11 protein-coding genes are annotated in these 12,234 nt (G+C 71.8%); 5 read left to right on the top strand and 6 right to left on the bottom strand.

The annotated features are described in order from the left end of the window. Positions 1 to 48 precede the first annotated feature (48 nt). Positions 49 to 558, bottom strand: a complete 510-nt coding sequence (locus Asi02nite_RS24215; RefSeq protein WP_203716194.1) for a hemerythrin domain-containing protein — start codon at positions 556 to 558, stop codon at positions 49 to 51. A gap of 166 nt (positions 559 to 724) precedes the next feature. Here Asi02nite_RS24215 and Asi02nite_RS24210 point away from each other — a divergent pair, with 166 nt between their 5' ends. The 4 genes from Asi02nite_RS24210 (at position 725) to Asi02nite_RS24195 (ending at position 5,875) form a co-directional block, all read left to right on the top strand. Then, complete coding sequence (locus tag Asi02nite_RS24210) at positions 725 to 1,900, top strand: NAD(P)/FAD-dependent oxidoreductase (RefSeq protein ID WP_203716193.1); 1,176 nt, start codon at positions 725 to 727, stop codon at positions 1,898 to 1,900. After that, on the top strand, positions 1,897 to 2,781 hold the full coding sequence (locus Asi02nite_RS24205) for an RNA polymerase sigma-70 factor (protein ID WP_203716192.1): 885 nt from the start codon (positions 1,897 to 1,899) through the stop codon (positions 2,779 to 2,781). Before Asi02nite_RS24210 ends, Asi02nite_RS24205 begins: the two co-directional genes overlap by 4 nt. An 89-nt stretch (positions 2,782 to 2,870) precedes the next feature. Further along, positions 2,871 to 4,673: an FAD/NAD(P)-binding protein gene (locus Asi02nite_RS24200; protein WP_203716191.1), complete on the top strand. Its 1,803-nt coding sequence runs from the start codon at positions 2,871 to 2,873 to the stop codon at positions 4,671 to 4,673. Next, on the top strand, positions 4,670 to 5,875 hold the full coding sequence (locus Asi02nite_RS24195) for a putative PEP-binding protein (protein WP_203716190.1): 1,206 nt from the start codon (positions 4,670 to 4,672) through the stop codon (positions 5,873 to 5,875). Before Asi02nite_RS24200 ends, Asi02nite_RS24195 begins: the two co-directional genes overlap by 4 nt. Here the strand turns inward: Asi02nite_RS24195 and Asi02nite_RS24190 are convergent. Further along, positions 5,872 to 7,530: an FAD-dependent oxidoreductase gene (locus tag Asi02nite_RS24190; protein ID WP_203716189.1), complete on the bottom strand. Its 1,659-nt coding sequence runs from the start codon at positions 7,528 to 7,530 to the stop codon at positions 5,872 to 5,874. The two genes, Asi02nite_RS24195 and Asi02nite_RS24190, sit on opposite strands and share 4 nt — an antisense overlap. A gap of 84 nt (positions 7,531 to 7,614) precedes the next feature. Further along, complete coding sequence (locus Asi02nite_RS24185) at positions 7,615 to 8,628, bottom strand: TerC family protein (protein WP_203716188.1); 1,014 nt, start codon at positions 8,626 to 8,628, stop codon at positions 7,615 to 7,617. 246 nt (positions 8,629 to 8,874) lie between these two features. On the opposite strand from Asi02nite_RS24185, the gene Asi02nite_RS24180 reads away from it, so the two are divergent. Then, entirely contained in the window at positions 8,875 to 9,600 is a 726-nt protein-coding gene (locus Asi02nite_RS24180) for a YqjF family protein (RefSeq protein ID WP_203716187.1), read from the top strand. 34 nt (positions 9,601 to 9,634) lie between these two features. On the opposite strand, the gene Asi02nite_RS24175 is transcribed toward Asi02nite_RS24180, so the two are convergent. Genes Asi02nite_RS24175 through speB form a run of 3 tightly spaced genes read right to left on the bottom strand, consistent with a single transcriptional unit; the run spans position 9,635 to position 12,147 of the window. Further along, positions 9,635 to 10,048 (bottom strand): VOC family protein, encoded by a 414-nt coding sequence (locus tag Asi02nite_RS24175; RefSeq protein ID WP_203716186.1) that lies wholly within the window; start codon positions 10,046 to 10,048, stop codon positions 9,635 to 9,637. Positions 10,049 to 10,053: 5 nt separating this feature from the next. After that, positions 10,054 to 11,082, bottom strand: coding sequence for an MBL fold metallo-hydrolase (locus Asi02nite_RS24170; protein WP_203716185.1), 1,029 nt, complete (start codon positions 11,080 to 11,082; stop codon positions 10,054 to 10,056). A 51-nt stretch (positions 11,083 to 11,133) separates the two neighbouring features. Beyond that, positions 11,134 to 12,147, bottom strand: a complete 1,014-nt coding sequence (gene speB, locus Asi02nite_RS24165; RefSeq protein WP_203716184.1) for an agmatinase — start codon at positions 12,145 to 12,147, stop codon at positions 11,134 to 11,136. Positions 12,148 to 12,234 lie beyond the last annotated feature (87 nt).

Here is a 12,234-nt window from a genome sequence, read left to right as displayed (position 1 = left end):
GGGCCTAGGTGGTCTCCTTCCTTCGATATCTGACGGACAGCACGGCAGTCAGCGGCGGCCGGGCCAGGTCTTCCATTGCGCCAGGACCGGCTCGAGCTTGTCCTCTTCGTACGCCAGGTGTTCCAGCAGGTGGTCCGAGAGTGCGCGCAGTGCCGTGACCAACCGGGCCCGCGGCGCCGGGTCCTTGGCGCCCAGCTGGCGGGCCGCCCCCTCCACCTGGTCCAGCAGGTCCGCGACCTGCTGGTGGTCGGCCTTCAGCTTCGCGACCGTCGTGCGCAGGTGTGGGGCCGCGCGGACGATCGCCGGGAACAGGGACTCGTCCTCGTTGTGGTGGTGGCGGTGCACCACCTGGCAGTAGCTCAGGCAGTTCACCCGGAGCTGGAACAGCGGCCCGTTGGTCTTCAGCTTGGCCACCCCGGCCCGGACGTCGCGGGCCGGTGCTCCCCCGGCCGCCGCGTCCGCCAGGCGGCGCACCGCGGCCAGGTCGCGCCGGAGCATCCGGTGCACCGAGCGCAGCTCGTCGAACAGGGGGTTGCCCCGCGGGGCGGTGCCTCTCATCAGCCACGCAATCCAGTCGTCGGTCTCGGCCCGTCCCAGCATGACCGTTCACCTGGGGTCGAGCCTGGGGCCGAGCCCGAACCAGTGGTCCGGGTCACGTGATGTCACAAACCGTCGCGCGGCCGGTGTCTTGAGGTCGCCACCTTGGAGACGAAGGAGAGAGGTCATGGCTGAGAACACCGAAGTGATCGTGATCGGCGGCGGGTACGCCGGCGTGCTGGCGGCCAACCGCCTGACCAAGCGCCCGGGAGTCCGGGTGACGTTGATCAATCCGCGGCCCGCGTTCGTGGAGCGGATCCGGCTGCACCAGCTCGTCGGCGGGTCGGACGACGCGGTCGTCGACTACCGGTCGATCCTGGCCGGCGGCGTCGAGCTGGTCGTCGACACCGTGACGCGGATCGACGCCGCCGAGCGCCGGGTCGCCCTGGAGACCGGCGGCGGCCTCGGCTACGACTACCTGATCTACGCGGTGGGCAGCGGCAGCGCCGAGCCGACGCTGCCCGGCGCGGCCGAGTACGCGTACCCGATCTCGACGATGGAGCAGGCCCGGCGCCTGCGGCCGGTCGTCGACGCCGCGTCCCCGGCGGCCACGTTGACGGTGGTCGGCGCCGGGTCGACCGGCATCGAGACCGCGTCCGAGCTGGCCGAGCAGGGCCGGCGGGTGACGCTGGTGTGCGGCCGGGTGCTCGGGGCCTACCTGCACCCGAAGGCGCGCCGCGCGGTGGCCACCCGACTGAAGAAGCTCGGCGTAACGTTGATCGAGGGTGATGGAGCGACCGTGACCAGCGTGACGCGTGATGCGGTCCAGCTCGCGGACGGTCGCGAGCTGCGCAGCGACGTGACCATCTGGACGGCGGGGTTCGCCGTCCCGGACCTGGCCGCTCGCAGCGGGCTGAGCACCGACGCCCTCGGGCGCCTGCTCACCGACGAGACCCTCACCAGCGTGGACGACCCCCGCATCGTCGCGGCCGGCGACGCGGGTGCGCCGTCGAACCTGCCGGTCCGGATGAGCTGCCAGTCCGCGGTCCAGCTCGGCCCGCAGGCCGCCGAGACGGTGTTGAGCCGGATCGACGGCAAGCAGCCGGCCACCTTCGACGTCGGCCTCTTCGGCCAGTGCATCAGCCTGGGCCGCCGCGCCGGAGTGGTCCAGTACGCGAAGCGGGACGACACCGTGACGGGTTTCTACCACCTGGCCGGCAAGGGCATGGCGATGCTCAAGGAGGGCGTCTGCAAGAACACCGTCTGGCAGCTCTCGCACGAGGCACGCAAGCCCGGCTCGCTCAACCTGTGGTTCAAGGACCCCCAGCGCCGGCGCGTGCTGCGGGAGCGGGCGGTGCGATGACCGACCCCGCGACCGAGGCCTTCGTCGCCCATCGGAACCTGCTCTTCACCGTCGCCTACGAGATCCTCGGATCGGCGGCCGACGCGGAGGACGTGCTGCAGGAGACGTGGTTGCGCTGGGTCAAGGTCGATCTGGATCAGGTACGCGACCAGCGCGCGTACCTGATCCGGATCACCACCCGGCAGTCGCTCAACCGGCTGCGGACCATGAAACGGCGCAAGGAGGCGTACGTCGGTCGTTGGCTGCCCGAGCCCCTGCTCACCGCGCCGGACGCGGCCGAGGACGCCGATCTCGCCGAGAGCGTGTCGATGGCGATGATGCTCGTCCTCGAGACGCTCTCCCCCAACGAGCGCGCCGTCTTCGTGCTGCGCGAGGTGTTCGAGGTCGACTACGACGAGATCGCGGAGGCCATCGGCAAGAGCCCGGCGACCGTACGCCAGATCGCGCACCGCGCCCGGCAGCACGTCGAGGCCCGCCGCCCCCGCAAGGCCGTCTCGCCGGTCGAGCGGCGGGCGGCGCTGGCGGCGTTCCAGCACGCGGTCGAGACCAACGACCTGCGCGCCCTGATGGACGTGCTCGCACCGGACGTGGTCGTGGTCAGCGACGGCGGCGGCCGCAAGCTGGCGGCGCCGCAGCCGATCGTCGGCGCGGAGAAGGCGATCCGCTTCTTCGTCGGCAGCATGCGCAAGGTCGGCGGCACGCTCAGCACCGAGGCCACGACGATCAACGGCGGCCCGGCTCTGCTGTTCCGCCTCGACGGCGTGCTCGACGGCGTGGCCGCGCTGCGGATCGAGGACTCCCGGGTCACCGGCATCTACTACGTCCGCAACCCGGAGAAGCTTTCCCGCGTCGAGTCGGAGACGCCGCTGACGCTGCGCTGAGCCGGAACACCGCATCACGGAAGTAGAGGAACCGCCTCCTTCGTGGTCACCATGGACTGCCGGGCCCGCGTGACCATGACGGAGGCAGCATGCGTCGTCCCCGAGTCCTCGTCGTCGGCGCCGGGCTGGCCGGCACGGCGACGGCGATCCGGCTCCTGCGGTTCGCGCGCCGGCCGCTCGAGGTCGTCCTGCTCGAACGCCGGCACGACTACCGGTACGCGGGCGTGGCCTACCACCGCGACGGCAATCCCTGGGACCACGTGTTCAACATCCAGGCCGGCCGCATGTCGGCGTTCCGCGAAGCTGTCAACGACTTCGTGAGCTGGGCCAACCACGAGGCCGACCGGACGGGCTGGCCCGCGCCGTGGACCGACTTCACGTTCGTCGAGCACGGGCCGGCCCCGCGCCGGATCTACCACGACTACCTGGGCGACCGCATCATGCAGGCGCGCCTGGAGGCCTATCCCGACGTCACGCTCGTCGAGGCGGAAGGCGAGGCCGTGGACCTCGACGTCCGCGCCGACCACGTCGACGCGTCGATCCGGCAGCCGTCCGGTGAGATCACGACGCTGGCGGCCGACCACGTCATCCTCGCCACCGGCCTCGAGCTCAAGCAGCCGGCCTTCGCCGCGGGCGTGCTCGGGCACGACGCGTTCATCCGGCATCCGTACTCGACCGACGGCGTGCGCCGGCTGGAAGCGACACCGGCGGACGCGACGGTCCTGATCGTCGGGACGGTGCTCAGCGCGTACGACTCGGTGGCCCTGCTCCTCCGCCAGGGGCACACCGGCACCGTCTACCTGGTCTCCAAGTCGGGTGCCACGCCCCGGACCTATCCCGACGACCACGAGCACGGCGTGGTGGACCTCCCGGCGCCGGCGACGCTGTTCGCGCCGTACCGGGACCGTCCCGAGTTCCTCGCCCGGCTCCGCGCCGAGTGGGACGCCGCCCGCGCCGCGGTCACCCGGGAGCACCCCGACATGGACCAGCGGATCGTCACGGAACGGGTCGCGAAGGCGTGGGAGCCCTACCTGCCGAGGGCCATCGAGCAGATCCCGACCGACGAGCTGCGGGCGCTGCTCAACGAGTTCAGCACCCAGGTCGCCACGCTGCGGGTCGGTGCGGTGCCCTACACGACGGCGATCGTCGAGCGGGCGATGTCCGCCGACCACGGTTCGGTCGAGGTCGTCGTCGGCCGGATCGAGCGGGTCCGGCCGGCCGGGTCGGGCCGGCTGGACGTCGTCGTCGGGTCACGGGTCATCCAGGCCGATCTGGTGGTGTGCAACTTCGGGCGGGAGACCGACTACACCGTGGTCAACTCGCCACTGTGGACCAACCTGGTGGCCAACCGGCTCGTCACCCCGCACCGTCGCACCGGGCGTGGCATCGAGATCGACCGGCACGGCACGCCGCTGCGACCCGACGGCGAGCCGGTGGAGATGCTCTCCGCCATCGGCGTGATGCGCGAGGGCGACGAGATCATCCGCAACGGTCGTACCGGTGCGTTCGCGTTCAACCTCGCCGCGATCAAGAACCATTCCATCGTGGTCGCCGCCCACGTGATCGACCGGCTCGAACCGCCCGGCTCCGCCCGCCAGGCAGCCGCGGAACACCAACGCTCGTTCACGACGCACTCCGCGTTCGAGCAGGCCGTCTCGATGGAGGTGAAGCGGCTCGCCACGCCGTCCCGGGCCGAGCGCCAACGCCTCGACGCGCGCCTCGGGTCCCACCTGCGGTCCACGCACCGCTGTCAGGCCGTGCCCGCCGACGGGCGGTGCGCGCTCATGGTCGCCGCCGTCAACCAGGCGGCGGTCCAGCGGCTGACCGACGTCTCGGTGACACCGCGCCAACTACGCCGGCAGTTGGGCATCCAGGATGCGGAGGGCACGTGATTCGTGGCGACCTGCTCATTCGAGGCACCGGATCGGTGGTGGCCGGTCCCTGCAACCGCTCCGACCGGCCGGTGGAAGGCTCGATCCTCGTCACACCGGCACTCACACCGAAGTTGTACGACGCGCTCATGGTGGCGCGCGCGGTCGTCTGCAGCGCCGGCGGCCGGACCGGGCACATGCAGTCCATCTGCCGCGCCAAGGGCATCCCGGTGCTGCGCGTCGACCCGGCCGACCTGGGCCGGGTCGCCGGCGAGGTGACGCTCGACCTCGCCCGCGAATCGGTCGTCGTCGGCGCCGTGACTGATCGCGGTGTCCTGCCGGACCCGCCGGTCGCGGCGCCTGACCTGCTCGGGTCCGCCTGCGCGGTGATCGCCGACCTCCGCGACGTCGAAAGCCTCAACGCGAGCGGTGGGCGCGTCGAGTCCTTCTTCCTCCGGGAGGAGTTCCTCTGTCTCGCCGCGGGCCTGCGCCCCATCGACGCGCTCCGGGGCGGCCATTCGGTCAAGGGGTACGGGCGTGCGGTCGCGGAACAGCTACGGGCCTACGTCGAGGCGCTCCTGCCGGGCCAGCGGCTGATCCTGCGCCTGCTCGACCTGCGCTCGGACGACGCCGCGCACATCACGGAGTGGGCGACGGTGCCGCGCGAGCCCAACCCCGACATGGGCCTGCACGGCACCCGCTGGCTGCTGCGCTCCGACACGTATCCGGCCGCGCTGCACGTCATGCTCGCGACGCTGCGGGCACGGCTCGGCCCCGACGCCGACCGGGTGCACCTGGCGGCGCCGTTCCTCACCGACGCGGAGGAGTACGCGCGGCTGCGGCCGCACCTCGGCCTGCCCGCCGGCACGCCGCTGGCCGCCTTCATCGAGACGCCGGCCGCGGTGCACGCCACGCCGGCCATCTGCGCCGCCGGTGCCGACGAGCTGTTCGTGGGCACCAAGGACCTGGCGCAGTTCTACCTGGCCGCCGACCGCAGCAACCACCTCGTGGCCGAGTCCTACCGCACCCGGCACCCGGCGGTCGTCGACGGCCTGCGCCGGGTGGTCGACGCCGCACACGAGGCCGGGACGCCCGTCCGCGTCTTCGCGCTCGGCACCGACCTCGACTACTACCTCGACCGCCTGCCGACCCCGAGCGGCTACATGATGTGCGTCTCCGAGCTCCGCCGCCTGCTGGTCCCCGACCGCCTCGCCGCGGCCTAGCCTCCGGGCGCGGCCTCGGCGGCGAGGCCGGCCAGGTGCGTGTGGATCGCGGAGATGACGACCGAGCCCTCGCCGACCGCGGAGGCCACCCGCTTCACCGAGCCGGCCCGGACGTCACCGACGGCGAACAGGCCCGGCAGCGTCGTGGCGAAGCCGTCGTGGGTGACCACGAAGCCCTTGGCGTCCAGGTCGACGCCCGCGTCGTGCAGCCACTCCGTGCAGGGGTCCGCGCCGATCATCAGGAAGAGCGCGGCCGCGTCGAGGTGCACGTCCCGGTCCTCGCGGTGGTCGCGCCAGGTCAGCGCGTCGAGCCGGTCCGCACCCGCGACCGCGCTCAGCTCCGACCGCGGGTGGACGGTGATCCGCTCGTGGTGGGTCAGGCGCTGCGCCAGGTAGTTCGACATCGTCTCGCGGAGGTCGTCGCGGCGGATCAGGACGTGCACCTGGCCCGCGTGGCGCGCCAGGAAGAGCGCGGCCTGGCCGGCCGAGTTGGCGCCGCCGACCACGACCGCGTTCCGGCCCGCCACCACCTTGGCCTCGAGCTGGCTCGCCGCGTAGTAGACGCCGCGTCCCTCCAGGTCGGCCAGGCCGGGCAGGTCGAGGCGCCGGTACCGGACCCCGCTCGCGATGATCACGGCCGTGGCGAGGACGTCGTGCTCGTCGTCGAGCCGTACCCGGAACCCGTCGGGCACCCGCGACAGCCCGGTGACGGAGCGGGGTGACACCAGCCGCGTCCCGAACTTGACCGCCTGCAGCATCCCCGCCCGCGCCAGTTCGACACCGGACACGCCACGGTACGAGCCGAGGTAGTTCTCGATCCGCGACGAGCTGCCGGCCTGGCCACCGATCGCGACGTCCTCGACGACGACCACGTCGAGCCCCTCCGAGGACCCGTAGACCGCGGCGGCCAGCCCGGCCGGCCCCGCACCCACGACCAGCAGGTCGCACCGCGCGCCGGGCGCGATGCCCCACAGGTCGATCCCGAGCGCGGTCGCCAGGTCCCGGGTCGTCGGCGCGTTCAACACCCGGCGCGCCCCGGTCACGACGGCGGTGCCGGCCTCCGGCAAGGCGCAGGTCTTCGCCAGGTCCGCCCAGGCCGACGGGTCGGAGCGCAGCACCGTCCGATAGGGAAGGTGGTTGCGCTCGGCGAAGTCCTGCAGCCGGTGCAGGTCGCGGTCGTCGTCGCCGGCGAGCACGAGACCGCCCTCGCCCAGCCTCGTCAGCAGGCCCCGGCGAGCGTCCAACGCGGCGAGCAGGACGTCGCTCAGCTCCCCCGAGATCTCGATGAGCGTGCGCAGGTCGGGCACGCGTACCCGGAGCAGCTCGGTGTTCTTCATGGCGACGCCGGGCAGGAACGCCCGCTGCCCCATCAGCATGCCGAGCTCACCGACGAAATCGCCCGCTTCGATCACGAACACGACGCGGTCGTCCCGGCGGTCGACGAGCTGCACACCACCGCTCAGGACAAGATTCAGGTGGTACGGATCGCCGGCGTCCCACAACTGCTCGCCGGGCTCGGGCCGCAGGACCTCACCGACCGACCGCAGCATCTCGAGGGCGTGCGCGCTGAACACGGGCCAGGCCGCGGAGTCGACGCCGCCGTGGAGCGCAGACGAGTAGATGGTCCGCTCGTCGGGCACCGGAACGTTGGTCATGCGTCGACTCTGCCGGATCATCCGCGTACGCGAACGCCGGACCCCGGCGGCGGTCGGTCGGACCGCCGCCGGGGTCGGGTGGCGTCAGTGGATCGCGTCGACCTTTGGCTGCTCCAACTCCGAGCGCTTGTCGCGGGCCGACTTGATCAGGCTCGCGACCGTGGCGATCAGGAGTGTGCCGATGATGATCGTCAGGGACAGCCAGATCTCGATGTGCGGCGCCCAGGCCACGTGCTCGCCGCCGTTGATGAACGGGACGTTGTTGTCCGCCAGCGCCTCCAGGACCAGTTTGACGCCGATGAAGCCCAGCACCACCGCCAGGCCCAGGTTGAGGTAGACCAGTCGGTCGAGCAGGTGGCCCAGCAGGAAGTACAACTGCCGCAGGCCCATCAGGGCGAAGACGTTCGCGGTGAAGACCAGGTACGGGCTCTTCGTCACGCCGAAGATGGCCGGGATGGAGTCCAGCGCGAAGATCAGGTCGGTGGTGCCGATGGCGATCAGGACGATCAGCATCGGGGTGAACAGCTTGCGACCCGCGTCGTCGACCGTACGCAGCTTGACGCCGTTGAAGTCCGACGAGAACGGGACCGCCCGCCGTACCCAGCGGATCGCCATGTTTTCGCTGAAGTCGCCACCGACGTGCTGGCCCTGCCGGGCGAAGCTGATCGCCGTGTAGATCAGGAACGCGCCGAAGATGTAGAAGACCCAGGCGAACTGGGAGATCAGCGCCGAGCCGGCCGCGATGAACGCGCCGCGCATGAGCAGGGCCAGGATGATGCCGATCAGCAGCACTTCCTGCTGGAGATGCCGCGGCACCGCGAACCGGCTCATGATGATCACGAAGACGAACAGGTTGTCGACGGAGAGGCTGTATTCGGTGAGCCAGCCCGCGTAGAACTGACCCGCGAACTCCGCCCCGCTGAAGATCCACACGCCGACGCCGAACAGCAGCGCGAGCCCGACGTAGAGCCCGACCCAGAGGGTCGACTCGCGGGTGGTCGGCTCGTGCGGGCGGCGGCCGACGATGAGCAGGTCGGCGAGCAGAATCGCGACGAGTACGACGAGGGTGACCGCCCAAACGGCACCCGAAACGTCCATGGTTGGCAAATGTTCCTCCGGCAGTCACGAGGCGTCGAGAAGACGCCACTGATGGTGGCTGTCGGAGGTCTCTTCCATCAGGACGGCGAACCGCCACGACCGGCGAAGCCGGGCCTTCGCCCGGCCGAGACCGGGCGGCAGCCGTGCTGACGACATCGCCGCGAAGGAATACTCCCCTCCGCGCGCAATTGTGACCCATGAGAGGCCCATCTGTCGCCTCGGTCCGCAGCGCATACCGTGGAGATCGTGAGCGACTCGCCGGTGGTCGAGCGCCCGGTCATGTTCCAGACCTGGCGCGACCTCACCTTCCTGCACTGGCGCTACCCCGCGCCGGCGGTCCAGGCGCTGCTGCCCCCGGGCCTCACGGTCGAGGAACCCAGCGGCGCCGCCTGGGTCGGGCTGGTCCCGTTCGAGATGGCCGGGATCCGCGCCCCGTTCGTCCCCGCGGTGCCCTGGTTGTCGCGCTTTCCGGAGACCAACGTGCGCACCTATGTGCGGGGGCCCGACGGTCGCGCCGGCATCTGGTTCTTCTCCCTCGACGCGGCCCGCCTCGCACCGGTCGTGGTCGGCCGTCGCGCGTACGCCCTGCCGTACGTCTGGTCCAGGATGTCGGTGGAGATCGACGGCCCGACGCACGTCTACCGGTGCCGCCGGCACCGCGACCGCGACCGGCGCTGCGACGCGACCGTCCACGTCGGACAGCCGATCAGCGCCCCGTCGGACCTGGAGCACTTCCTGACCGCCCGCCACCGCCTCTACAGCGTCTGGCGTGACGGCACGCTCGTGGCCGCCGACGCCGAACACGGGCCGTGGCCGCTGCGCCGGGCGGAGGTCGGCGCCCTCGACCAGAACCTCGTCGAGGCGGCCGGCCTCCCGACGCCCACGGGCGAGCCGCTGGCCCACGCCTCGGCCGGCGTGCTGGTGCGGGTCAGCGGCTGGAGCCGCGTGTCGAAAGGAACGGTCCGTTGTTAACGCTATGCGTTAACAACGGACCGTTCCTTTCGTCTCAGGCCCGGTTCGTGATCTGCTGTACCGCCCACGCGTTGCCGTCGGGATCGGTGAAGTTGACGAACCCCACGTTGTTGAGGTCGTCGCCCTCCTCGTGCGCCCGTGGGCCCGCCGCGCCGTACACGATGATGTCGCTGACCTCGACCCCGCGCGCGACGAGTTGCTCCCGCGCCGCGACCAGGTCGTTGACCACCAGCTGCAGGCCCTTGACCGAGCCCGGCGGCATCTGGGGCACGGCCCCGTAGCCGATCACCACGGAGCAGCCGGAGCCGGGCGGGGTCAGTTGCACGATCCGGAAGCCCGGGCCCTCCGTGTCGTGGTCGACCGCGAAGCCGAGCTTCTCCGCATAGAACGCCTTCGACCGTTCCACATCGGAAACCGGCACGATGACGACTTCCAGGGTCCAGTTCATGACGGTCAGGCTAGCCGCCAGTGATCGACCGCGGCGTCCCCCCGCACGACCGCGCCGCCCCGGGACAGGTGCTCCAGATGCGCGTACGTCTCACCGACCGCGGAGCGCCGGATCATGCCCTGCACCTGCGGCCACGGTCGGGACCACGTGAGCGCGGAGGCGATCTCCCAGGTCGTCGCGCCCGGCGCCGCCGCCACCAGCCGGGTCACCTCGGCCAGCCGGGCCGCATGATGGGCGTGCAGGGCGGCGACCCGATCGCGCAGGCCGGTGAACCGGTACTCGTGCGCCGGCAGCACCTCGTCGGCCGGCAGTTCACCCGTGCGGGTGAGCGAGGCGAGGAAGTCACCGAGCGGGTCGTCGGTCTGGCCCGGGTGAAGGGTGATGTTCGGGCTGATCCGCGGCAGCACGTGGTCGCCGGCGAGCAGCAGCCGCCGCTCCTCGTCGAAGAAGCAGAGATGGCCGGCGGTGTGACCGGGTGTCCACACCGCGCGGATGCCGTCCACCGGCTGGTCCCCGTCGTCGATCAGCCGGTCCGGTGCCGCCAGCGCGCGGAACCGCTGGGCGTCCGCGAGTGAGCCGACCGTCTCGGCCACGTCGGCGTCGCCGCCGCCGCGCGCGCGTACCCAGGCGGTGATGTTCGTGCGAAACGCCTCCGGATCGCTGCGCCCCCTCACCGCCGCCGCGTCGAGCGCGTGCATGCCGATCCACGCGCCGGACGCCTCGCGCACGGACCCCGCCAGGCCGTGGTGATCGGCGTGCCAGTGGGTGACCAGCACGGCCCGCACGTCGGTCAGCGCGTAGCCGCACGCACCGAGGCCCTCGATCAGCGCCGACCAGGCGTCGTCGGTGGGCCAGCCGGCGTCGACCAGCGCCACGCCGTCGGGCAGCGCGAGCGCGTAGACGAGCACGTAGCGCAGGGGGCTGCCGGCCATCGGCACCGGGATCGACCAGAGGCCGGGCCGCACCTGCTCGACCGGTGGCAACTCCTTGCGCTGCCAGGCGGTCCGCTGCACGGTGCCGGTGACCACGACCATGCGTCGATCAGACCCCGACCGGCCGGTATGGACAATCGCCGGTGACGAATCTCATGCCGGCCGCCGGCCCTCGAGCAGCGGACGGGTCGGGTCCCAGGCTTGCCGCGCGGTGCGGCGGTACGCGATGGCGGACAGCGCCTCCAGCACGACCCGGTTCGCGAGGAAAGCGGTGACCTCCGCGTGGTCGTACGGCGGCGAGACCTCGACCACGTCGACACCCACGACCGGCAGCTCGAGGCAGACCCGGCGGACCGCGTCGAGGAGCTCGCGCGAGGTAAGCCCGCCCGGCTCGGGCGTGCCGGTGCCCGGTGCCATGCCGGGATCGACCACATCGACGTCGACCGAGAGGAACACGCCGTCGCACTCGTCGACCGCGATGGCGAACGCTTCCGTCAGGCAGGTGTCCAGGCCGCGGGACACGATCTCGCTCATCTCGTACGCCCGCATGCCCTGCTCGGCCATCCAGTCGAGCGTCTCCGGGCCGGGCCAGTAGCCTCGCAGCCCGATCTGCAGGAACCGGTCGCCGCGGGCGGCCCCCGACTCGATCAGCCGGCGCATCGGCTGCCCGTGCCCGAGCAGCGACCCGAACTCGGAGTTGCCCGTGTCGGCGTGCGCGTCGAAGTGCACCACCGAGACGCGGCCGAAGCCGTGCGCCCGGGCGACGCCGGTGACGTCGGGCAGCGCGATCGTGTGGTCGCCACCGAGCACGACCGGGATCGCGCCGTTGCCGGCGATCGTCGCGACCGCCTGCTCGATCACCCGCACGCTCTTCTCGATGTCGCCGGAGAAGCACTCGACGTCGCCGGCGTCGTACACCGTGATGTCCTTGAGCCCGTCGGTGCGCAACGCGAGCGCGGGCCGCGAGCCGTCGTGCGGGAGATAGCAGGCCTGGCGCATAGCCGACGGGCCGAACCGGGTGCCGGGGCGGTGCGAGGTGCCGCCGTCGAACGGCGCGCCGAGGATGACGACGTCGGCGTCCGCCCAGGCCTCGGGTGTGTCGAGGTCGCAGGGTGGCACGCCGAGGAAGGTGATGTCGGGGCCGTACATCGCGCCGTACCGGGTCATGGTCAGCCACGCTAGCGGGTCCGGCGGGACTGATGGGATGCCGAGATCGCAGAGGTACGAACGGTTTCGCCCGATCCCCTTTACAGC

The sequence above is a fragment of the Asanoa siamensis genome (assembly GCF_016862555.1).
GTDB lineage: Bacteria > Actinomycetota > Actinomycetes > Mycobacteriales > Micromonosporaceae > Asanoa > Asanoa siamensis.
Note: the sequence above shows the minus strand (reverse complement) of the source record. Positions and strands in the feature narration are given on the sequence as shown.